Source organism: Rhodobacter sp. SY28-1 (assembly GCF_005222785.1).
Taxonomy (GTDB): domain Bacteria; phylum Pseudomonadota; class Alphaproteobacteria; order Rhodobacterales; family Rhodobacteraceae; genus Tabrizicola.
The window spans coordinates 811006-832747 of the sequence record NZ_STGH01000003.1 but is presented as its reverse complement, the minus strand read 5'-3'; the positions used below and the strand labels follow the sequence as shown (position 1 = coordinate 832747).

18 protein-coding genes, 1 tRNA gene and 1 pseudogene are annotated in these 21742 nt (G+C 63.8%); 12 read left to right on the top strand and 8 right to left on the bottom strand.

The window, feature by feature from the left end; all coding sequences use genetic code 11:
- Positions 1 to 82: 82 nt before the first annotated feature.
- From E8M84_RS18245 to E8M84_RS18235, 3 genes are read right to left on the bottom strand one after another with little or no spacing between them, the layout of a single operon-like run.
- Positions 83 to 796, bottom strand: coding sequence for an alanyl-tRNA editing protein (locus E8M84_RS18245; RefSeq protein ID WP_137112609.1), 714 nt, complete (start codon positions 794 to 796; stop codon positions 83 to 85).
- Entirely contained in the window at positions 793 to 3225 is a 2433-nt protein-coding gene (locus E8M84_RS18240) for a DUF3772 domain-containing protein (RefSeq protein ID WP_137112608.1), read from the bottom strand. The genes E8M84_RS18245 and E8M84_RS18240 overlap by 4 nt, the downstream gene beginning before the upstream one ends.
- Complete coding sequence (locus E8M84_RS18235) at positions 3222 to 4256, bottom strand: cysteine synthase A (protein WP_137112607.1); 1035 nt, start codon at positions 4254 to 4256, stop codon at positions 3222 to 3224. The genes E8M84_RS18240 and E8M84_RS18235 overlap by 4 nt, the downstream gene beginning before the upstream one ends.
- A gap of 381 nt (positions 4257 to 4637) precedes the next feature.
- On the opposite strand from E8M84_RS18235, the gene E8M84_RS18230 reads away from it, so the two are divergent.
- From E8M84_RS18230 to E8M84_RS18220, 3 genes are read left to right on the top strand one after another with little or no spacing between them, the layout of a single operon-like run.
- A complete protein-coding gene (locus tag E8M84_RS18230) occupies positions 4638 to 5654 on the top strand; it encodes an ABC transporter substrate-binding protein (RefSeq protein ID WP_137112820.1) in 1017 nt (338 codons plus the stop codon).
- A gap of 6 nt (positions 5655 to 5660) precedes the next feature.
- Entirely contained in the window at positions 5661 to 7871 is a 2211-nt protein-coding gene (locus E8M84_RS18225; RefSeq protein WP_137112606.1) for an iron ABC transporter permease, read from the top strand.
- Entirely contained in the window at positions 7872 to 8954 is a 1083-nt protein-coding gene (locus E8M84_RS18220) for an ABC transporter ATP-binding protein (RefSeq protein ID WP_137112605.1), read from the top strand.
- Here the strand turns inward: E8M84_RS18220 and E8M84_RS18215 are convergent.
- Entirely contained in the window at positions 8942 to 9733 is a 792-nt protein-coding gene (locus E8M84_RS18215) for an inositol monophosphatase (RefSeq protein WP_137112604.1), read from the bottom strand. The two genes, E8M84_RS18220 and E8M84_RS18215, sit on opposite strands and share 13 nt — an antisense overlap.
- A 65-nt stretch (positions 9734 to 9798) precedes the next feature.
- Between E8M84_RS18215 and E8M84_RS18210 the strand changes: the two genes are divergently transcribed.
- From E8M84_RS18210 to E8M84_RS18200, 3 genes and pseudogenes are all read left to right on the top strand, one after another.
- Positions 9799 to 10452 (top strand): HAD family phosphatase, encoded by a 654-nt coding sequence (locus tag E8M84_RS18210; protein ID WP_170971988.1) that lies wholly within the window; start codon positions 9799 to 9801, stop codon positions 10450 to 10452.
- 302 nt (positions 10453 to 10754) lie between these two features.
- Positions 10755 to 11122 (top strand): annotated as a pseudogene (locus E8M84_RS21720) (IS3 family transposase); the annotation flags it as partial.
- Between the two features lie 194 nt (positions 11123 to 11316).
- Positions 11317 to 11868, top strand: a complete 552-nt coding sequence (locus tag E8M84_RS18200; RefSeq protein ID WP_137112602.1) for a hypothetical protein — start codon at positions 11317 to 11319, stop codon at positions 11866 to 11868.
- A 12-nt stretch (positions 11869 to 11880) separates the two neighbouring features.
- Here the strand turns inward: E8M84_RS18200 and E8M84_RS18195 are convergent, their stop codons facing one another.
- The 4 genes from E8M84_RS18195 to E8M84_RS18180 form a co-directional block, all read right to left on the bottom strand.
- Positions 11881 to 12987 carry a hypothetical protein gene (locus E8M84_RS18195; RefSeq protein WP_137112601.1) on the bottom strand — a complete coding sequence of 369 codons (1107 nt, stop codon included), beginning with the start codon at positions 12985 to 12987 and terminating at the stop codon, positions 11881 to 11883.
- Entirely contained in the window at positions 12984 to 13955 is a 972-nt protein-coding gene (locus E8M84_RS18190) for a hypothetical protein (protein ID WP_137112600.1), read from the bottom strand. Before E8M84_RS18190 ends, E8M84_RS18195 begins: the two co-directional genes overlap by 4 nt.
- Positions 13952 to 14659 (bottom strand): hypothetical protein, encoded by a 708-nt coding sequence (locus tag E8M84_RS18185; protein WP_137112599.1) that lies wholly within the window; start codon positions 14657 to 14659, stop codon positions 13952 to 13954. The genes E8M84_RS18190 and E8M84_RS18185 overlap by 4 nt, the downstream gene beginning before the upstream one ends.
- Positions 14660 to 15040: 381 nt before the next feature.
- Positions 15041 to 15130 (bottom strand) — tRNA-Ser (locus E8M84_RS18180).
- A gap of 283 nt (positions 15131 to 15413) precedes the next feature.
- Here E8M84_RS18180 and E8M84_RS21890 point away from each other — a divergent pair.
- From E8M84_RS21890 to E8M84_RS18150, 6 genes are all read left to right on the top strand, one after another.
- Positions 15414 to 16628 carry an SPOR domain-containing protein gene (locus E8M84_RS21890; protein ID WP_137112598.1) on the top strand — a complete coding sequence of 405 codons (1215 nt, stop codon included), beginning with the start codon at positions 15414 to 15416 and terminating at the stop codon, positions 16626 to 16628.
- 16 nt (positions 16629 to 16644) lie between these two features.
- Entirely contained in the window at positions 16645 to 17799 is a 1155-nt protein-coding gene (locus E8M84_RS18170; protein WP_137112597.1) for a D-alanyl-D-alanine carboxypeptidase family protein, read from the top strand.
- Complete coding sequence (gene tmk / locus E8M84_RS18165; RefSeq protein ID WP_137112596.1) at positions 17800 to 18423, top strand: dTMP kinase; 624 nt, start codon at positions 17800 to 17802, stop codon at positions 18421 to 18423. It abuts the gene before it with no gap.
- A gap of 141 nt (positions 18424 to 18564) precedes the next feature.
- Positions 18565 to 19956, top strand: coding sequence for a circularly permuted type 2 ATP-grasp protein (locus tag E8M84_RS18160; protein WP_137112819.1), 1392 nt, complete (start codon positions 18565 to 18567; stop codon positions 19954 to 19956).
- Between the two features lie 4 nt (positions 19957 to 19960).
- Positions 19961 to 20911, top strand: coding sequence for an alpha-E domain-containing protein (locus tag E8M84_RS18155; protein ID WP_137112595.1), 951 nt, complete (start codon positions 19961 to 19963; stop codon positions 20909 to 20911).
- On the top strand, positions 20911 to 21717 hold the full coding sequence (locus tag E8M84_RS18150) for a transglutaminase family protein (RefSeq protein WP_137112594.1): 807 nt from the start codon (positions 20911 to 20913) through the stop codon (positions 21715 to 21717). Before E8M84_RS18155 ends, E8M84_RS18150 begins: the two co-directional genes overlap by 1 nt.
- Positions 21718 to 21742: the final 25 nt, after the last annotated feature.

Here is a 21742-nt window from a genome sequence, read left to right as displayed (position 1 = left end):
CCGGCCTTTCAAGGGGCTATCTGGACCGGGTGAAGATTTCGATGGCGCCAGCGTCCTGCCCGCAATCGGTGCAACGTCCTGCTCAGGCCAGGTTGATCGACACGCGGCGGTTCTGGCGGCCCTTTTTCTCGATCTTGCCGATCTCGACGCGGCCGATCTCGCCAGTGTGGCGGACATGGGTTCCGCCGCAGGGCTGCAGATCAATCTGGGCCGCGCCGTCGCTGATCCGGACCAGGCGGACCCGGCCCTGGCCCATCGGCGGGCGGACGGACATCGTCTTGACCAGACCGGGGTTGGCCAGAAGCTCGTCGTCGGTGATCCACTGGTCGCTGACGGTCAGGTTGCGGTCGATCAGGGTGTTCAAAGCCTCCTCCAGCGCGGCCACATCGCCGGGCGGCTCGGGCATGTCGAAGTCGAGCCGACCCTTGTCAGTGGCGATCTGGCCGCCGGTCACCGGCAGCGGGATCACGACCGACAGAAGGTGCAGCGCGGTGTGGACGCGCATGTGGCGGTGGCGACGGCCCCAGTCGATCTGCTGGCGGGCCGGGGCGCCGACCGGGGGCATCGGCATCGGCTCGGCCGGGATCAGGGCGATGCCGCCGTCGACCTTCAGCGCGGTCGCGATCGGCATGCGGGTCCCGGCCCAGTCGAGGACCCCGCTGTCGCCGGGCTGGCCGCCGCTTGTCGCATAGAAGACCGACCGGTCAACGATCAGCCCGCCTTCGGGCGTGTGGCCGATCACGCGGCAATCGGCAGTGGTCAGGTAGGCATCGTCGCGGAACAGAAGTTCGGTCACCGGTCGGCCCCTTTCACATCGGTTGCAGCCACCGCAACGCCGGTCTTGCGGCGGGACACGGGCGCCTTGTCCCGGTCGACCAGGTCGGCGAGCGCGAGGACGGTTTCCGCGGTCTTGACCGGATCAGGCTCGGCCGGCGGGGCAGGGGGCGGCACAATGTGGATGCCCTCTGCAGCCAGGCGTTCGATGATCCGGTGGTACATGTCGCTGCGGACCTGCACCCCGAAGTTCACGTCACGCAGGATCACGCGGATCTCGAAGTTCATCTGCGTCGCGGTATAGCCCATGAAGGCCACCACGGGCGGCGGGTTCAGGATCGCCAGCGGCTGCTCTTCGGCGATTTCCTTCAGGAGCTTTTCCACACGGCGCGTATCCGAGCCCATGGCGACGGCCACCGGCACGATGATCCGGCCTGACAGGTTGAAGCGCGTCCAGTTCGTCACCCGGCCGGTAATCAGGTCGGCGTTCGGCACGATGACGTCGTTGCGGTCGAAGGTCTCGATCCGGGTCGAGCGGACGGAAATGGCACGCACCTTGCCCTGCACGCCGCCGACCTCGATCCAGTCGCCTTCGCTGACCGGACGCTCGACCAGAAGGATGATGCCCGAGATGAAGTTCGACACGATGTTCTGCAGGCCGAAACCGATACCGACCGACAGGGCACCGGCGACGATGGCGAGGCCCGACAGGTCCAGTCCCGCCGCATTGATCGCGATGAGGGCCGCGAGGAAGACGCCGACATAGCCGACGCCCGCCACCAGCGCTGTCTGTCCGCCGGGCTCCATCCTGGTCTTGGGCAGGATCGTCGTGCGCAGCGCGCCCTGGAACAGGCGGGTCAGCATGTAGCCGATCACGAAGACGACGGCGAAGATCAGGAAGTTCGAGGGCGAGATCTTCGTGCCGCCAAACTGATAGCCTTCGGTAAAGCGTGTCCAGAGCTCGGTCAGGTCGGAAAGCCGCGCGCCCCAGATCAGTGAAAGAAGCGGCAGGGCGGCAATGGACAGCGCGAATCCCGCCAGCACCGGCACCAGAGCATCGCGGGCGGTCTCATCCGACTTGGTGATCAGCGCCCAGGCGTCGCCGATCAGGCGTTGCAGGATGAACAGGAAGGCGACCAGCGCGAAGGACATCATTGCGGGATAGATCACCGCCTCGGCCGCCTGGACGTAGCCGAATCCGGCCAGGACCGGTCCGATGATCCCCAGCACCGTCAGGCCGCGCGCCAGCAGCTGGATCAGCCGCAACCCATAGTTTGCAGACTTCTCATCCCCGTCGCGTGTCTTGCGCAAGGTCCTGCCCAGGCGGATCAACAACAGGCCGCCGGTCAGCAAGATCGGGAAAGACATCACCGAGGTTGTCGCATCCGAATAGGCCTGCGCATCCATCGCTGCGGCGCGCAGCATTTCGGCGGCGATCACCAGACCCATCATCACCGACAGGAAGCGCCCCTCGGCCCGTCTCTCGGGCGGCAGGGGCAGCACGGCGTTATCGTCCTGCATGCGCGGGAAGGCGCGCGCGCCGAGCCAGGCCATCGAGAAGATCACCAGTCCGGCAAAGGGCAGCGCCAGCGCGATCAGTGTGCCGGTATCGCCCAGCAAGCCGCTGGCCAGCAGTGCCCAGGACAGGGCCACCACGCCCAGCGTCGGCAGGACAATCCCGCCCAACGAGGCGATGAGCGCCCAGAAATGCCGACCGCGCACCGAGGCGCCGGCCTGCAATCGTTCGGCGAAAAGCTCGATCCAGCGCCGAACGTAGATCACCAGTGCCCCGGCGACGAGCAGGAGCACCAGGATCAGCGGCAGGTTGTCGAACAGCTCCTCCCGCGCCTTCGGGTCGTTCCAGGCTTCCGAAACCTCGTCCCACAGCCGCTGGACCGTGTCGGCAAAGCCGATGGCCGCTTCGGGCCAGTTGCCGGGGTTCAGGGGCGAGGGCCAGAGCTGCAAGAGCTTGTCGGCCTGCCGGTCGCGCAGGGTGCGGTCGATCTCGCGGATCAACCCGTCGGCGCGGCGATAACCTTCCTCGGCCGCAATGCCAGGCGCCTGCAGCTTGACCAGCTGCTGCGCTAGTTCCTGACGGCGGCTTGAAATCTCATCAGCCTCGGTCTCGCCCTCGGCAGGCGCAGGCCCCAGGGCGGCGATCTGTTCGCGGACTGTCGCGATCCGGGCCGAATTCGCATTCTGCGCCGTGAGCAACGCCGCGCGCCACTGCGCCAGATTGCCCCGCATCTCTTCCAGCCGCTCGTCGGGGGTGTTGCGCTCGGCGATTTCCGCCTCGGCCCGACCAGCCATCTGGTCCCAGTCGCCGTAGTTCAGCACCGAGCCGTCGCCGACAATCTGGTCAAGGTCCGGCGGCCCCGCCAGATCCTGCGCCGCCAGCGGACCGGCCGCCAGTGTCAGGATCAGCAGGAACCCCCGGAGAAACCGGATCATGCGTCTTCGTAGACTGGCGGGATCGGCCGGGCGGGACGATCCAGCCAGTCGGGCACCGGCAGGCCCTTTTCGCGCAGGAAGGTCGGGTTGTAGATCTTGGACTGATAGCGGCTGCCATAGTCGCACAGGATCGTCACGATGGTCTTGCCCGGCCCCATCTCCTTGGCCATCCGGACTGCGCCCGCGATGTTGATGCCCGTAGACCCGCCCATGCACAGGCCTTCATCCATCAGAAGGTCGAAGATAATCGGCAGCGCCTCGGCATCGGGGATGCGGTAGCTGAAGTCCGGGGTGAAGCCTTCGAGGTTCGCGGTGATCCGCCCCTGACCGATGCCTTCGGTGATCGAGTTGCCGGGCGCTTCCAGCTTGCCCGTGGTATAGAAGGCATGCAACGCAGCGCCTTCGGGGTCGGCCAGGCCGATCTTCACGCCCTTCGGCTGCAGGGCTGCAGCCACCCCGGCGAGCGTCCCGCCGCTGCCCACGGCGCAAATGAAGCCGTCGACTTTACCACCGGTCTGTTCCCAGATTTCCGGGCCCGTCGTTTCGACATGCGCCTGCCGGTTGGCCACGTTGTCGAATTGGTTGGCCCAGATCGCGCCGTTGGGTTCGGTCTTGGCCAGCGCCTCGGCCAGGCGGCCGGAATAGCGGACGTAGTTGTTCGGGTTGCGATAGGGCGCCGCCGGGACCTGCACCAGCTCGGCCCCCGCCAACCGCAACATGTCCTTCTTCTCCTGGCTCTGCGTCTCGGGGATCACGATCACCGTGCGGAAGCCCATCGACGCGCCCACCAGCGCCAGCCCGATGCCAGTGTTGCCCGCCGTGCCCTCGACAATCGTCCCGCCCGGTTTCAGCAGGCCCTTCGCCACCGCGTCCTTGATGATGTACAGCGCGGCGCGATCCTTGACCGACTGGCCGGGGTTCATGAACTCGGCCTTGCCAAGGATGGTGCAGCCGGTGATTTCCGAGGCCTTCTTCAGCTTGAGAAGCGGCGTGTTCCCGATCGTGTCGGCGAGGTCCTGATGAATGCGCATGGAGAACGGTCCTTCCTTGGTCATCAAGGTGTATGTGCGTCGCCAGGCAAACTCAAGCCACGAGGGGATGGTCCCTCGGTTCGGGTCAGGGACCGTTGCGGGTAGCGCAGGGAAGGGCCTGACATCCAACCTTCTCCACCTTTCCGCAGAAGTCGAGGCCCGTCAATTTCGATGCGGCTCTGCGTCTTTTGCCGATGAGCCCCGGTCACAGTCAACGCTGTGCAGCGAGCTCGGAAACTCTGAGCCTCAGACGGTGCGGACGTTCGGGAGGGTGAAAACGGATTGTGCCAGCAGACATCTTCGGACTAGCATGTTCATGTCAAAAGAGACGCCCGTCAGGTGGCGCAAGACACGACACATAGTTCTGGGAGGAACACCATGATGAAACGCACTTTCGCAGCTGCGCTGACGTCCGCAACCGCGCTGTCGGGCACGGCCGCGCTGGCCGATCTGAACCTATACTGCTCGGCACAAGAAGAATGGTGCCAGATCATGGAGAAAAGCTTCGAGGAGGCGACCGGGATTGACGTGGCGATGACCCGCAAATCCTCGGGTGAGACCTTCGCCCAGATTCAGGCAGAAGCAAGCAACCCGAAAGGCGATGTCTGGTGGGGCGGAACCGGCGACCCGCACCTGCAGGCGGCCGAGGAGGACCTGACGGAGCCCTATGTCAGCCCGATGCGCGACCAGTTGCATCCCTGGGCCATCGCCCAGGCGGAAAGCGCCGGCGACAAGACCATCGGAATCTATTCCGGGGCCCTCGGCTTTGGTTACAACTCGGAAATGCTTGAAAAGGCTGGACTGCCCGCCCCAGCCTGCTGGGAAGACCTGACCAAGCCAGAATACAAGGGCATGGTGCAGATGGCGAACCCGAACTCGTCGGGCACGGCCTATACCACGCTGGCCTCGATGGTGCAGATGTTCGGAGAAGACGGCGGCTTTGACTACATGAAGCGGCTGCATGCCAACATCAACCAGTACACCAAATCCGGCTCTGCCCCGATCAAGGCGGCAGGTCAGGGCGAAACTCTGATCGGAATTGTCTTCATGCACGACGCCGTGGCCACGACCGTCGCAGGCTTTCCCGTTGTTACGGTCGCCCCATGTGAAGGCACCGGCTACGAGATCGGTTCGATGTCGATCATCAAGGGCGCACGCAACATGGACGAGGCCAAGGCATTTTACGACTGGGCGCTGTCCAAGGAAGCTCAGGATCTGGCGTTGCAGGTTAATGCGTTCCAGGTGATGTCGAACGTGGGCGCGACCAAATCGGACAAGGCGCCGGACTTGGCCTCGATCAAGCTGATCGACTATGATTTCAAGAAGTACGGGTCCAGTGACGAACGCAAGCGCCTGTTGTCGAAGTGGGACACCGAAGTGTCGACCCTGCCGCAGTAAGCCCTATTGCGCACAGTCAGCCTTGAGCAGACGACCCACCCGGTCCTGATATTCTGGATCATCGCCGGGTGGGTCGGCTATTGCATCCTGCCGTGGTATGGGGTCGAGGGGTTCTGGTCGTTCGAATGGCTGGTCGATGGTTGGCCGCTGGATGACGATTACGCGCCTGCCGCTGTGCTGGTCGGCGTTGGGCAGAAGCTGTGGCTCGCGCCAATGTTGTTGGCCCTTGCGGCGCCGCTTCTGGTGTTGGGGCGACGCAAGACCGATCCACTGTACGCGCAGGTTCTGATAGCTGCGGGAGGGTTCGGCTTTGCCTGGCTGGTGGCGCAAGGACTTGGCATCGGATTGCGCGGTTTCACCGCCGAATGGCTGACGACCCTGTTCGGCACCCTGGACGACCGACAGTTCGGCATGGGCTATGGCGCGATGGTGACAGCGTCGGCTTTCCTGTTCCTGTTTACTCACGGTATTGCAGCGCGCGGGGCAATCAACGGCGACGTCTTCGTGACATCCGCAATCGGCGGGGTCATTGCGGTCGTAACGATCTTTGTCTTCTTCCCCATCACCAAAATGCTGTTGGCTGCTTTTGCGACCGATGACGGTGGTTACTCGGTCCTGGGTTTTTTCCCCAAATTTTTCGATGACCGCATCTGGGGCTTGGATTGCCTGTCAGGCGGGCGGTGCGGAGTGGCTTGGAATTCGCTGCTGCTTGCGGTGCTGGTCGGTGTCTTGACCACGCTACTTGGCCTGGCCTTTGCGCTGGTGCTGACGCGGTCGGGGTTCCGCTACAAGCGCCTCTTGCGGGCGCTGACTGTCTTGCCGATCATCACGCCGCCGTTCGTGATCGGCTTGGCAATCATTCTGCTTTTCGGTTTGTCCGGCACAGTCACCACCTCTTTGGCCGCGATGTTCGGGGTCGAGGCGACGCGCTGGATCTATGGCCTGCCGGGCATCCTGATCGCGCAGTTGCTGGCCTTTACTCCGATCGCGTTTCTGGTGCTGATCGGCGTGGTTGAAGGCGTCAGTCCGTCGATGGAGGAGGCGGCACAGACCCTGCGCGCCAACCGCTGGCAGACCTTCCGAACCGTCAGCTGGCCCCTGATGCGTCCCGGCCTGGCCAATGCCTTCCTCCTGGGTTTCATCGAAAGCATGGCCGATTTCGGCAACCCGCTGGTGCTGGGCGGCAACTTCGACGTGCTGTCGACCGAGATCTTCTTCGCGATCGTCGGGGCGCAGTATGACCAAAGCCGGGCTGCCATCCTAGCCGTGGTCCTTTTGGGCTTCACGCTTGGGGCGTTCTACCTGCAACGGTTCTGGCTGGGGCGCAAAAGCTATACCACCGTCACGGGCAAGGGCGACGCTGGGGTGCATCCGCCGATGCCGAACGGGCTGGCCTATCCTGTCTATGCCGTGGTGGCGCTTTGGTCGGCATTTACGCTCGTGGTCTACGGGATGATCCTCTACGGGTCCGTCGTCCAGCTTTGGGGTGTCGATGACACGCTGACCTTCAAGCACTATCTGACGGCTTTCCGCATCGACTGGACCGAGGACGGCCTGCGCTGGACTGGATCAGCTTGGGACAGCTTCTGGACCACGATGACGATCGCAACACTGGCCGCCCCCCTGACCGCAGCCATCGGCCTGATCACCGCCTACCTGCTTACCCGGCAAACCTTCGCGGGCAAGCGGGCCTTCGAGTTCGGTACCATGCTGTCCTTCGCGATCCCCGGCACAGTCATCGGCGTGGCCTATATCCTGGCCTTCAACGTACCACCGATCGAGATCACGGGAACCGGCCTGATCCTGGTGATCAGCTTCATCTTCCGCAACATGCCGGTGGGAGTGCGGGCCGGCATCGCCTCGATGAGCCAGCTGGACAAGTCGCTGGACGAAAGCTCGCTGACACTGGGCGCGAACTCGTGGCAGACCTTCCGCGCGGTGATCCTGCCCTTGCTGCGCCCCGCCATCCTTGCCGCGCTGGTCTACAGCTTCGTCCGGGCGATGACCGCGATTTCGGCGGTGATCTTCCTGGTCTCGGCCCGCTATGACATGTCCACAAGCTACATCATCGGGCGAGTGGAAAACAACGACTACGGCTTGGCTATCGCGTATTCCACGGCGCTGATCTTCGTCATGCTGGCTGCCGTGGGCCTACTGCAACTGCTGGTGGGGCGCACTCGGATCGGCAGGCGCACCAGCCATGGGGAAATCCACTAAATGACGGGTATCAACGCCAAGGCCGCCTCGGTCCGGTTCGAGAATGTGTCCAAGGTCTACGGCACCAAGGTGACCGCCGTCGACAACATCAGCCTTGAGGTCAGGGCGGGCACGCTGGTCACCCTGCTGGGGCCGTCCGGCTGTGGCAAGACCACGACCTTGCGGATGATCGCCGGGCTGGAGATGGCGACACGGGGCCGCATCTTCATCGGCGAAAAGGATGTGACAAAGCTGCCCGCCACCGACCGCGATGTTTCGATGGTGTTCCAGAGCTACGCCCTTTTCCCGCACATGACGGTGATGGAAAACGTCAGCTACGGGCTGAAGTTCTCGGGCTTTGACAAGGCGGAAACGAAGGACAAGGCCTTGGCAGGACTGGGGCTGGTCGGCTTGACCGGCTACGGCGATCGGCTGCCGTCGGAACTGTCAGGTGGCCAGCAGCAACGCGTCGCCGTGGCGCGCGCCCTGGTACTGGAACCGCAGGTTTTGCTTTTCGACGAACCACTGTCCAACCTTGATGCCAAGCTGCGTCGTCAGGTCCGGGAAGAAATCCGCGAGATCCAGCAGAACCTCGGCCTTACCGTGGTCTATGTCACCCACGATCAGGAAGAGGCGCTGGCAGTGTCGGACGAAATCGTCGTCATGCGCAATGCTGCGATTGCACAAAAGGGTACGCCGAGAGAGCTTTACGAGGCCCCCGCCGATGCCTTTGTCGCCGACTTCATCGGGGAAGCGAACCTGATCCCGGTGGATATCGTCGCTCTGGACGGTGACACGGCAACGGTCAGGATCGCCGACTATACGCACCGGCTGCCGTCTCGTGGTTTGCCCCAGGGCCCAGCCAAGCTGGCCGTGCGGCCATCGAGGATGCGGCTGGTCGCGGGGGTGGGTGATGGGGTGCCGGCGGTGATCGACAAGGCCACCTACGTTGGCAGCCGGATGGAATACACCGTCACCGCAGCCTTCGGGACGGTCTTTGCGGTGCTCGACGATGTGACCACCCCGTTCCGGATTGGGGATGCCGTCACCATTTCCTTCGCCGCTTCGGGCCCGGTGTTGATCCCGGCCAGTCAGCCGTCATAGGCCGCTTCTGCAAGTGCATGCACCGCGTCAAACACCGCGGCCCCCGCGACGACCACACGGCCGCCATTGGCAATCGCGTCGTCGGCGTTGACCGGCTCGACCCTTCCCCCCGCTTCGGCCACAATCAGATGGCCGGCCAGGAAATCCCAGGCATTCATGTGTTCCTCGACATAGCCAAGGATCCGCCCCGTCGCGACATAGGCCAGCGACAGGCCGCCCGATCCGTTGCGCCAGAACACGGTGCCGGCATCGGTTGCAAGGTTGACCAACGCCTTGATTCCGCCGCTGCGCGTGCGCGCAGAGAATCCAACCCCCAAAGATCCCTCCTGCAAAGAGGTCTTGGCCGTGCAGCGGATTGGCCGGTCGTTACAGAACGCCCCGGCGCCCAGACGCGCGTGATGCATCTCATCATGCACCGGGTCATGCACGACACCGATTACCGTTTGCCCCTGATGAACGCAGGCAATGATCACACACCACTGTGGAATGCCGTTGATGAAGTTCGTGGTGCCGTCGATTGGGTCGATGACCCAAGTATAGCCGCTGGAGCCTGGCCTAGCCTCGTCTTCCTCGCCCACAATCCCGTCATCGGGAAAGGTCTGCGCCAAGGCCGCGCGGACGGCCAGTTCGACATTTCGGTCCGCCTCGGATACGAAATCCTGATGCCCCTTCACGTCGATCGTCAGTTGATCCCACTTGCGGAAGTAGTCCAGCGCCAGTGCCCCTGCCGTGCTGGCAATCTGGCGGGCGGCCGTGTAACGGGCTGCAAGGTCGGTCATTGCGTTTTCCCTATTGAACTTCCGCCGGACCCTACCAGCTTGGACCAGCCATGGGAATTGTTCGCATGAACCTGACCCTATACCGCGCCGCGATCTTCGATCTGGATGGCACGCTGGTCCACAGCGAACCCGCTTGGGAGGCTGCAAAGCGCCGCGTCCTCGACCGTCTTGGGGTTGATGTTCCTCAGGCGACATATGACGCTTTCGTGGGTCGGGGCCTACGCGGCTTTCTGACCGAGGTTCTGGGCCCCGACTTGACCGACGCCCTGCGCACGGAGCTTGCAAACGAGATTGGCGCGGAAGCGGATATCCTCCTGCCGCTTCTGCGCCAGCCCATCCCCGGGGCCGCATCGTCGGTCAATCGGCTGGCCGAAGCGGGTGTTCGTATAGCGGTCTGCTCTTCCTCGCCCCGTCGGCATATCCACGCGGCGCTGTACCAGCTGGGACTTGGGGACCGTATCGCTGCAATTGTGTCTGGCGCTGACTTGCCGCGCGGCAAACCCGACCCGCTGCCCTACTTGGAAACCCTCCGCCTGCTGGGCCTTGATCCTTCCGATGCCTTCGCGGTCGAAGACGCTCTGCCCGGCGTGATTTCGGCCCACGCCGCGGGCCTGAAGGTCATCGCAATCGGCCGCGAATGTGGGAACCCCGGCTTTGCTCCGTATTGCAGCATTCGGGTGCCGGACTATGCAAGCTTTGACCAAATGATCCAGTCTTGATGCGACCTCGCCAACTGCTCTGATAATGCCCAGTCCTTGTGACAGGTGACTGCATGCAAACCACTACCGAACGAGGTACGCGCGCGTGACATGCCTCGGACGGTACCTGACCCATCCCGAAATGATCATTGATCCCGACATTGCGATATCCGAATGGGGGCTTTCCGACCGGGGGCGAACAAGGGTTCAACGGCTCGTCACTAGTGACCTGCTCCGCTGAAACTTCCCCACTCCGAGGTTAGTCGTTTCCTCGACAGAGGAGGCATACGACGAAGCGCAGCAGGTGCAGCGAAGAACAGGTCATTGGCATCCTGAAGGAGCAGCAGGCCGGACTGAGCGCGGTGGAACTCTGCCGCGAGCACGGTGTCAGAGAGGCTGCGCGAGATGCTCGGAAAAACTTCCGAGGCCCGGTTTGAGGAGGTCTGCCGTGAACTCGGCCATTGCCGAGAAGGGCTCTTCCGAGAGGCGCGCCCGTGCCCTCGTCGGGATCGATCCGCTGGTCTATCGGTATCGTTCGACGCGGGGTGACGACGGGGCCCTGCGACACCGCCTGCGCGAGTTGTCCACCGAGCGGCGACGGCTCGGATAGCGGCGCTTGCATATCCTGCTCCGCCGTGAGGGCTTGGAAGCCAATTGGAAGAAGCTCTACCGCATCTATCGAAAAAGGGGAACCGGCGACCGTCCTGAACCCAAGGCATGTCTTCATGAGGCCATCCGATTACCTGTTTCGGAATCAGTCTCGACTAGTGTTAACTCCTGAGGTGGCCGACAAGTCGCGGGAAGGGTCCGATGGGTTTTAGATGCTTGCTTTCTGCCGTTGCAATCGCAATGGGAACAGTGCTTCCCGCCTTGGCGGAGTCAAATGTGACGTCACTCGCCGCAAAGCTGCAGAGCTGGCGTGATGCCTGCAGTGACCCGAACCCGGATTTGGTCATCGGATACCTCGCGGACGCAATGGCGACCGGAAACATCGATGTGCGGAAAGCCTGCCTTCGCCAAGTTCTTGCCAATGACAATGTTGATGTACAAAGCGCTGCCCTTCGGGTCATCGTCGCCGGTCTGCCGGTCATCCGCTTTCGCCTAGGTGAATTGGTGAAGGGTCGGGCAGGCGGGCGGGCAGACGAAATCATCACTTCGTTGCAGCACGGGCTGATCTTTCATGGGTCTGATGGCGACGCTGCATCCGGGACTGCGCAATGGATGCCGCTGGTGCGCAACGCAACGCCGGTCGAGGGGACAGTCGGCACGGTCACCGTCTTTGGCTCTTCGATCCAATGGGCCGGAAAATGCTATTACGACGACCGCAATCTCTTCGACTGTCAGTTGTCCGCTGATCTTGCCGAGGGTGGCACGCTGACAGGGACCTTTACGCTGTGGGACATGCAGTTTCCGGCTTCGGCAAGCCTCTTCGACTGAAGGCAGCTAGGTTTAACGGAGCGAAAGCTCCGAAATGCCGATGACACCCTTTGGAACAAGCGCACGGAACCTGAGTTCCAGCGGGCCTGTGGCTCCGACCCGACAAAGGCTTGGCTTTTGGTTGAGAGGGCAATTGGTGTTCAGAGTTGTCCAGCCCGCGCCCTTGTTGACCTCGATTGACAGACTGGTTGCTGGACCGCAGGACGGATCGGTCCGAAGGCGGATCTCGGACACCCGCACCGAAGCCGTGATCTGAAGAACAAATTCCACCGAACGTTGCCCGGCGGGAGCGGCCGCCTGCCAGCAGCCTCCGGGCGGGATCGAGGAAAGCATCGCCGACCCAGGGCTCGCCGTGGCAAGGAGGCGCGAGATTTCGAACGAAATACTATCAGAGACAGCCTCGGGTTCGGTCGGCGCGACTTTCTGCAGGGACGCCTCGATCACTTCGAATGCGGCCCTGATGCGATCAAAGCGCACCACTCGTGCATGTTCTTCTCCCCCGGGAACTTCCAGAACCATTGCCGCGGGCAGGGCGTTCCCTTCCCAGTCAAGCAGCACGGTTGCTCCGCTTAGACCGCCTTGAAGGAACGCCCGGTCGTCCCGTTGCAGCGGGCGGACCAGGAACAGGCTGCCCCGCGCGTCATCCGTCAAGGACCTGTAGCGTTCGACCCTAAAGGTGACGATCGACGCCTCTTGCATGTAGGTTACGCCAAGATCGACCGATTTGTTCAGCACGTCGACATAGGCCTCGGTCGGCAATCCCAACCGAGACGTGCAATCCCCGGAGGTGCGACCGGCTGTGACCCGCGCGAACGCCAGATCGTCGACGCCTCCAGCCGCTTCCAAGGCACCGGGCACGGCCGAGACGTGGATCGGCACACCGGATTCGCCGCTGCGCCCAGACTGGTCGCGAAACGCGAACGGAGTGCCAGAGGCGGTGGTCTTGTCGCTGACGACATGCCAGGGCAGCACGATCCAACAACTGCCGTCACTGCGGGAACCGAATAGCCAGCCGTTGCCAACCTCTCGATAGGCCGCGCTGACAAAGACGGTCTCGCCCCTTGCCGTCGTTGTCATCAGGGTAAGGACAATAGCCAGAAGCGGGGCAATACGGTTCATCTGCGCTTCTGTTTCTCGGGGATCAGTCCGGCAAGTGCACAGAGCGTCTGCACAAGGAACGAAAAGATCGCGATGCAGGTCAAGATCGAAACCAGAGCTGGGTTGCCGAACGCCCGGGCAACAGCCCCGGCACCGAGGCTTTCTACCTGACTGCCCGCTCCGACACGGTACAATTGAAGCTCGGTCGCCTCCACGGTCACTTCGATGTCCAGCGCCTCGTCTTCGCCTGTTGCCATCACCGTTCCCACAAGAGTGGATTCAACGTTGTTCGTTGCGAGCCTACTACCGCGCGGCACGATGAACTCTGCCCCTGAAATCGGGTAAAGCTCTCCGTCGTCAAGGAGGGTTGCGGTCCGGCCGAAAAGCCGCACGGTAGCGCCGAAGAGCAGTGGCCCAGGGGCACGACGAACGGCGTTTGCTGGAAATCTGTCATCGCCCGTCACCGGCAATCCAGGATTGGCGAGTTCTGCCCCGATTTCGCCCCGGCCAATGATTGGAAACGGTTGATGGTCATTCAGCCGATCCTGCGGAACCAGCAAGACCAGCCGTTGCCCGGACATTCTGCAATCTGGGCGGGACTTCACCGATAGCTCCGGAGTCGGCAACCGGTCGGGTGTGTCGAGGGTGATTTGCAGATGGCTACGGTGCCGCATGTAGGAAACCTTGGTTCCCTTGCGAGGCGCAACCAGCCCGGTGAAGCGGTTATTGGCATCGAGAAATCCCTCGCAGAACGCAGTCGGGTCAATCACTTCTGCATCATGGACCAGGAATTTGGACACCGTGTCCCGCTGGATCTCAAAAGTTATGTAGTTTGAGCGCGCATTGATCAGCGCAAGCGGGACTTGATCAAGGAAGTAGTGCCGCATCGACCAGAAGATCACGGCCGTCAATACCGCAGAGACGGCCACGAAGCCCAGTGGACGTCGGATGCCCCTTATGAAATCGCCGAGCTGGGACGAAAAAGTCATGGCTTGGCGGGTAGCCTGATGGTGTAGGTTTCCGTTTCTACGCCTAGACCGTCGTCAAAGTTGATCAGAAGGGTGCCCTCCATCGGCTCTTGGCCAAGCGTGACATTCAGGCCGCAAATTCTATCGAAGGCAATCCGGGCTTCGTTCTCAGGTGGGATGCACTCCTCCTCGAACGGACCCGCGCCCATCTCCAGCCGCACCGAGACGTTTCGATTGCCGGAATTGGCCATTATTTCAATGCGGGTAGGATTGCCGCCAGGGATCAAGGCAGGAAGCACGACAGCAACATCATCCAGACAGTCTGCGCTGGTTGACAGCGAAGCCACGATTCCAATGTCGGTTTCGTCGAACTGCTGCAGTTGATCGCCCAGTTCGGCAGTGAAGGGCTGCAGACGCAGACGGTCACCGGGGTCCGAGTCTGCTTCATACGGCGTGCGCATCCAGTAGAGCCCGTCGCGGCTGATGGCGCGCACGCAGACGATGCCACCCACGCCTGGATTGACGATCTGGACATCCGCCGCGCGAAAGGGGCGAGAAGTCGCTGCGCCAAGCCGGACACCTACCAGGCGACTGCCGCCAGTCTTTGCAGAGGAGTCGAAGTTTTCATTGACCACCCCGTTCAACGCAGTTGCTACAGGGACCTCCTGCGCGAGAGCAGGAAGCGAGACGAGTGCCACCAGAAAAGTTGGAAGGATTCTGTGCATTCGTTATTCTCCGGACCTCAATCATTTCCTCACATCTACCAGTCTGTCCAGAGGAAGAGCTATGCGCCACTCAAGATGTTCAGTCATGTTCGAACCGTCGTGGACACCCCATTGAAGGCTGCTTCTTGGTTTCAATCCCATCTCTAGACAGGAGAGCGGTCGAAATGGCGAAGTCCTGTCAAAAATGTGCAATAAAAACATAATATTATGCCCGCCCACATAATCGGCATAGTCATGAGGAATGAAGAATACTGGCCTCGACAGGCCACTTCTTGGCCGCCCGGCCCGGTCGTCGGTGCTCCTCCCATCCCGCATAACTCCTTAAAACAACGAGGAAATCCAGCCGCAGCCAGATTGGGAGAACGTTCTCGCGGGGGCGAGTGGCGGAAGCGGTGGGATTCGAACCCACGGTGGAGTTCCCCCCACGCTGGTTTTCAAGACCAGAGCCTTAAACCACTCGGCCACACTTCCTTGCGACCCGGGCCTGGGCAGGGGTCGGCGCGCTGGGCATAACTGGCGCAGCACGATTCTGAAAGGCCGTCCGTAACGCCTGGCGGTGGCGAAATCCGCTGATCGTGAAGGGGCCCTGACTGCTCTACCCTTCCCACCGCTTGCGCAAGGCGGTATGCTAACCGCAAAATCAGGCGTGCCCTGTGGAAAAGCGGCGTTACAGGCCGCGGGCGGACGGGCCCGGACCACGGGGAAATCAGGTGTCAAGCGCGGCGAACAGACCGCGCGTTTCTGAGGGCGGAAGATGGCAAGAGCGGGGCTTCGGTTCACGATTTTCGGTCTGGCGGCAGCGGGCCTCTTGATGGGCTGCGTCGAAGGGGGCGGCAAGGCCAGCCCGGGCGATGGGTCCGGCATCGCGGCCGCGCCCGGCAAGAAGAAGGGCGCCGCGCAGGACGTCGAGGCGCCCGAGGTCTTCCAGACCACGGACAGCGCGCTCTGGGATGGGCGTCCGTCGCTGGGCGGGATCTGGGTCGCCTCGCCCGAAGTGACCAATCCTGAACGCGTCCTGATCTTCAACCCGGCCACTGGAAAGTCGATCACCGGCGCGCTGTTCAAGCGGGAACGCGAGAACCCCGGTCCGCGGCTGCAACTGTCATCGGATGCCGCCGAGGCGCTGGGTATCCTCGCCGGGCAGCCGACCGAGATCCGGGTGACGGCTCTGCGCAAGGCCGAGGAGGCAGCTGCGCCCGAAGCTGACGTTGCCGCTGAAGGGGCTGCCGTGGCGGACGCCGAAGCCGGGGCAACGACAGATCCTGCCAAGAAGGATGAGGGCGAGGCCGCGGCGATTGCCTCGGCGGCGCTGGCTGCTGTCGATGCGGGAAAACCCGCCGCCGACCCTGCCGCAGCGCCCGCGGATCCGGCCGATCCTGCGGCTGCTGCGGTTGCCGGGGCGGCGGTCGCCGCCGATGGCGTCGCTGCGGCGGTCGATGAAAAGCCCAAGCGCAAGACCTGGAAGGAACGCCGGGCCGAGGCCAAGGCCGCGCGTGAGGCGAAGAAACGCGCCGCGGCCGAAGCCGCCGCTGCCGCCTCGGCCGCCGAGGCCGATGCCGCGATGGCGGCGGGGGAAGTCCCGGCTGCGACCGCCGACAGCGCCGCTGTCGCCCCGATCGAATCTGCCCCGCTGGACGCCCGCAACCCGGAGGCGGTCGCCGCAAAGCCCGCGGCCAAGTCCGAGCGCAAGACCGTGGGCGATGCCCCGGCGCCCGCAGCTGCGGCCCCCGCTGAAGCCGCCCCGGCGGTTGCAGGCGGCCCGGTGCGGCCGATCCAGGTCGCCTCGTTCTCGAAAGAGGACAATGCCAAGCGCGCGGCCGAGGCCCTGGCCAAGATCGGCGTAACCGCCACGCCGCAGAAGTCCGAAAAAGGCGGCAAGGCCGTCTGGGGCGTGATCGTCCAGGGCGACGAGGCCATGCTGAAGAAGATCAAGGACGCCGGTTTCGCCGACGCCTATTTCCTGAAATGACCTGGGAACCCGCCCGATGTTGAACCGACTGCGCCCCGTTCTGATCTGTCTTGCCCTGGTTCTGGCCGCCCTTCCGGCCCGCGCCTTCGAGACGGCCGCTTCGGCCGCCTGGGTTTATGACATGACGACGGGGACGGTCCTGATGGACAAGAACGCCGACGAGCCGCTGCCCCCCGCCTCGATGTCCAAGCTCATGACCATCAACATGCTGTTTGAGGCGCTGAAGGACGGCCGCGTGACCATGGACACGCAATTCGCCGTCTCTTCGCGCGCCAAGGCGATGGGTGGCTCGACCATGTTCCTGCAGGAAACCGACCGCCCGACGGTCAGCGACCTGATCCACGGCATGATCGTCAACTCGGGCAACGATGCCTGCGTCGTGGTGGCCGAAGGGCTGGCCGGGACGGAAGAGGCCTTTGCCGCGCAGATGACCGAACGCGGCAAGGCGCTTGGCATGACGGCCTCGACCTTCATCAACTCCAGCGGCTGGCCCGAACCCGGTCACCGGATGTCGATGCGCGACCTTGGTGTTCTGGGCAAGCGGCTCATCGAGGATTTCCCCGAATACTACCCGATCTTCTCGGAATCCGAGTTCAACTTCATGGATCGCGCCCCGGCCAATTCCCGGAACCGCAATCCGCTGCTTGAACTCGGGGTCGGCGCGGATGGTCTCAAGACCGGCCATACGTCCGAGGCGGGCTATGGCCTTGTCGGTTCGGCCAAGCAGGGCGACCGCAGGATAATCTTTGTCATCACCGGCCTGCCCAGCGAACAGGCCCGCGCCGAAGAGGCCGAGCGGATCGTCGGCTGGGCCTTCCGGCAGTTTTCGGAAAAGACCGTCGCCAAGGGCGGTGTGCGGGTGGCCGAGGCCGAAGTGCACCTGGGCGCGGCCGAAACCGTGGGTCTTGTGCCGGCCGAAGACGTGCGCCTGCTGGTGCCTGCCCTTGTCCAGGACAGCGTGACGGCGGAAGTGGTCTACAACGGCCCGCTGATCGCCCCGGTGGTCAAGGGCACCGCCGTGGCCGAACTGATCGTCCATTCCCCCGATCTGCCTGACCGCCGCGTGCCGCTGGTGGCCGAGGCCGACGTCGGCAAGGCCGGTTTTGTCAAGCGCCTGACCACCGCCGCCGGGGCGCTGTATGACCGCTATCTCGGGGCCCCGGCCAGCTGAATGGCCGGGCTGTTCGTCTCTCTGGAAGGCATCGACGGTTCGGGCAAGTCCACGCAGGGCCGCAAGATTGCCGAAACCCTGCGCGCCCGTGGCCATGCGGTCACGCTGACCCGCGAACCCGGTGGCAGTCCCGGCGCCGAGGAAATCCGCCGTCTGGTGCTGGAGGGCGACGTCGACCGCTGGTCGGCCGAGACAGAAATCCTCCTCTTCACCGCCGCCCGCCGTGACCATCTGGAAAAGACCATCCGGCCCGCGCTGGACCGGGGCGAGATCGTCATCACCGACCGCTTCGCCGATTCGACGCGCATCTTTCAGGGCATCACCCGCGGCGACCTGTCGGAAACCGTTGACCGGCTGCACGCCCTGATGATCGGGGTCGAACCCGACCTGACCCTGCTTTTCGACCTTGATCCCGCGCTTGGCCTGTCACGCGCCCATGCCCGCGCCGGAACCGAATTGCGGTTCGAGGACATGGGGCTTGGCTTTCAGGAAAAGGCCCGCGCCGGGTTTCTGGCGCTGGCCGCGCGGCACGCCCGCTTTCGCGTGATCGATGCCGATGGTGATGCAGATACCGTCGCTGCCCGTGTCCTCGCCGCCCTCGCCGTGCATCTGCCAGCGGTCTGAACGCGCGACCTGCTGCCGAAAATTTGTGCAACTGGTCACCCGGCGGGCGCATTCCTTCCGGGAAGGGCTTTTCCCAGCGCTTTGGCTCTGCTCTAGTCGGCTCAGGACCAGCAGGGGGAATGGGTGAGCCAGTTCAACGAGATGTACCAGGGGAGCTCGGTCCGCATGCCCTATGCCCGGCTGCAGGACTGGGTCGCGACGATGCCCGAGGAACTCCGCAGCCTGAAACAGGCCGAAGCCGAGGCCCTGTTCCGCCGCATCGGCATCACCTTCGCGGTCTACGGTGAAGGCGGCGACCCGGACCGGCTGATCCCCTTCGACATGTTCCCTCGCGTCTTTTCCGGCGCCGAATGGTCCAAGCTGGAACGCGGCATCAAGCAGCGCGCCCGCGCCCTGAACGCCTTCCTCGTCGACGTCTATGGTCGGGGAGAGATCATCCGCGCTGGCCGAATTCCCGGTCGCCTCGTCTACCAGAACGAGGCCTACGAAAAGGCCGTCTCCGGGTTCGTGCCGCCGAAGGGTGTCTATTCCCACATCGTCGGAGTCGACATCGTGCGCACCGGACCGGATGAGTTCTACGTCCTGGAAGACAATTGCCGCACGCCCAGCGGAGTCAGCTACATGCTGGAATCCCGCGAGATCATGATGCGGATGTTCCCCGACCTGTTCCGCGAAAACCGGATCGAGCCGGTCGACAACTACTCCGAGAAGCTGCGCCGCACGCTGGCCAGCGTCGCGCCAGCCAAGTGCAAGGGCGAGCCGACGGTGGTGATCCTCACGCCGGGTCATTTCAATTCGGCCTACTACGAACACTCGCTTCTGGCCGACCTGATGGGCGTGGAACTGGTCGAAGGCCAGGACCTCTTTGTCGACGGTGAATACGTCTACATGCGAACGACCGAAGGACCGCAACGCGTCGATGTGATCTACCGCCGCATCGACGACGCCTACCTCGACCCCCTCTGCTTCCGGCCAGATTCCATGCTGGGCATTCCGGGCCTGATGGATGTCTACCGCTCGGGCGGCGTCTCGATCTGTTCCGCACCCGGGGCAGGGGTGGCGGATGACAAGGCGGTCTACACCTATGTCCCCGACATGGTCCGCTTCTACCTTGGCGAGGAGCCGATCCTGCAGAACGTCCCCACCTGGCAATGCGGCCGCGAGGACGACCTGAAGCACGTCCTTGCGAACTTGCCGGAACTGGTGGTCAAGGAAGTCCACGGCTCGGGCGGCTACGGCATGCTGGTCGGGCCCAAGGCCTCGAAAGATGACATCGAACGTTTCCGACTGAAGCTGACCGAGGACCCCGGCAACTATATCGCCCAGCCCACTCTGGCCCTGTCCACTGTCCCTACCTTCGTCGAGGAAGGCGTCGCCCCCCGCCACGTCGACCTGCGGCCCTATTGCCTGGTCGGCGAGCGCATTGAACTCGTCCCCGGCGGCCTGACCCGTGTTGCGCTGAAGGAAGGCTCGCTGGTGGTGAACTCGTCGCAGGGCGGCGGGGTCAAGGATACCTGGGTTCTGGCGGAGTGACAAAATGCTAAGCCGCACCGCCGACAACCTCTACTGGATCGCCCGCTACATGGAGCGCGCCGATACCGTCGCCCGCCTGCTGGAGGTTGGCTCCCGCATCAGCCTGCTTCCCAGCGCCCAGGGCTACCGTAGCGAATGGGACAGCCTGCTGCAGGCCACCGGCATGGCCCATGCCTTCGCGCAGAAATACGGCGACCCGGTGCAGCGCAACATCGAAAGCTTCCTGTTCTTCGACCGCGACAACCCGTCCTCCATTGCCTCCTGCATCACTGCCGCGCGGGAAAACGGCCGCATCGTCCGCACCGCGCTGACCACCCAGGTCTGGGACGCGCTGAACACAGCGTTTCAGGAGCTGCGCCAGCTGGAACGCTCGGCGCGGTCCTCACTGGAACTGTCGCGGCTGACCGACTGGACCATGCGCCACGCCGCGATGCTGCGAGGGGCCATCGACGCGACGCTTCTGCGCGATGACGGCTTCAACTTCCTGAACATCGGCTACTATCTTGAACGCGGCGACAACACCGCGCGCCTGATGGACGTGAAGTACTACGTCCTGCTGCCGCGGGTCGATTTCGTGGGTTCGGGCCTGGATAACTACCAATGGACCACGCTTCTGCGCGCAATGGGGGCGCAGCGGGCCTTCCACTGGGCCTACGGCGGCGATGTCACCGCGATGAAGATCGCCGACTTCCTGATCCGCAACCCGCAGTCACCCCGGTCGCTGGCCACCTGCACGGCCGGCCTCATGAACCACCTCGGCCGCCTTGCCAAGGCTTACGGGCGTGAGACAGAGGCGCAGGACAAGGCCCGCCACCTTGCCAGCGGCATCGAGACCGCGACCGTCGAGGCGATCTTCGACGAAGGCCTGCACGAATTCCTCACCCGCTATATCGCCGAGGCCGCCCAACTGGCCAACGCGATCCATGACTCCTACCTCAGCGGAGAGATGCGCTGATGCGGCTGACCGTCGATCATGTGACCCGCTACCGCTATGACGCGCCGGTCCGGTCCGTCGTGCAAAGCCATCGCCTGACACCATCCAGCTTCTCTGGGCAGAAGCTCATCGACTGGGAGGTCACCGTCTCGGCCGGCATCAAGGGCGCGCGGCATCGCGATGGGGCAGGGGATGTGGTTCAGGGCTGGACCATCGCCGGCCCGGTGGCCGAGGTCACCGTCCATGTCCGCGGCACCGTGGACACCGAGGACCTTGCCGGTGTCCTGCGCGGCCACCGCGAGACGGTCGCGCCGGACTGCTATCTGCGGGAAACCCTGCCGACCCGGATCGACGTTGCGCTGGCAGACCTCGCCTCCAAGGCCTCCGGCCCCGACACCCTCGCCTTGGCTCATGCCCTCTCCGCAGCCGTCTCGGACGCCATCGCCTACCGCCCCGGTGTCACCCATGCCCACACCACCGCCGCCGAGGCGCTGGCCCTTGGTGAAGGCGTCTGCCAGGACCACGCTCATGCCCTTATGGCCTGCGCCCGCAGCCGAGGCATCCCGGCGCGCTATGTCTCGGGCTACCTGTTCGCCGATGCCGATGGCCAGGCACATGAGGCCGCGCATGCCTGGGCCGAACTGCATGTCGCGGGCCTCGGCTGGGTCGGCTTTGACCCCGCCAACCGCTGTTGCCCGGACGCCCGCTACATCCGCCTTGGGTCAGGTTTCGACGCCCAGGACGCCGCCCCGATCCGAGGCATCGCGCGTGGTGGCGGACACGAAGACATGGATGTGACGGTTGCGATCCAGCAGGCGGCCCAATAGGCTGCAGCGCAAACGCGGGCCGGGG

Excerpts from the sequence above, each read along its gene's own strand:
- E8M84_RS18235 (WP_137112607.1), bottom strand. The coding sequence starts at position 4,256 with ATGCGCATTCATCAGGACCTCGCCGACACGATCGGGAACACGCCGCTT.
- E8M84_RS18160 (WP_137112819.1), top strand. The coding sequence starts at position 18,565 with ATGTACCAGGGGAGCTCGGTCCGCATGCCCTATGCCCGGCTGCAGGAC.
- E8M84_RS18185 (WP_137112599.1), bottom strand. The coding sequence starts at position 14,659 with ATGCACAGAATCCTTCCAACTTTTCTGGTGGCACTCGTCTCGCTTCCT.
- E8M84_RS18195 (WP_137112601.1), bottom strand. The coding sequence starts at position 12,987 with ATGAACCGTATTGCCCCGCTTCTGGCTATTGTCCTTACCCTGATGACA.
- E8M84_RS18210 (WP_170971988.1), top strand. The coding sequence starts at position 9,799 with ATGAACCTGACCCTATACCGCGCCGCGATCTTCGATCTGGATGGCACG.
- tmk (WP_137112596.1), top strand. The coding sequence starts at position 17,800 with ATGGCCGGGCTGTTCGTCTCTCTGGAAGGCATCGACGGTTCGGGCAAG.
- E8M84_RS18215 (WP_137112604.1), bottom strand. The coding sequence starts at position 9,733 with ATGACCGACCTTGCAGCCCGTTACACGGCCGCCCGCCAGATTGCCAGC.
- E8M84_RS18240 (WP_137112608.1), bottom strand. The coding sequence starts at position 3,225 with ATGATCCGGTTTCTCCGGGGGTTCCTGCTGATCCTGACACTGGCGGCC.
- E8M84_RS21890 (WP_137112598.1), top strand. The coding sequence starts at position 15,414 with ATGGCAAGAGCGGGGCTTCGGTTCACGATTTTCGGTCTGGCGGCAGCG.
- E8M84_RS18220 (WP_137112605.1), top strand. The coding sequence starts at position 7,872 with ATGACGGGTATCAACGCCAAGGCCGCCTCGGTCCGGTTCGAGAATGTG.
- E8M84_RS18230 (WP_137112820.1), top strand. The coding sequence starts at position 4,638 with ATGAAACGCACTTTCGCAGCTGCGCTGACGTCCGCAACCGCGCTGTCG.
- E8M84_RS18155 (WP_137112595.1), top strand. The coding sequence starts at position 19,961 with ATGCTAAGCCGCACCGCCGACAACCTCTACTGGATCGCCCGCTACATG.
- E8M84_RS18170 (WP_137112597.1), top strand. The coding sequence starts at position 16,645 with ATGTTGAACCGACTGCGCCCCGTTCTGATCTGTCTTGCCCTGGTTCTG.
- E8M84_RS18190 (WP_137112600.1), bottom strand. The coding sequence starts at position 13,955 with ATGACTTTTTCGTCCCAGCTCGGCGATTTCATAAGGGGCATCCGACGT.
- E8M84_RS18150 (WP_137112594.1), top strand. The coding sequence starts at position 20,911 with ATGCGGCTGACCGTCGATCATGTGACCCGCTACCGCTATGACGCGCCG.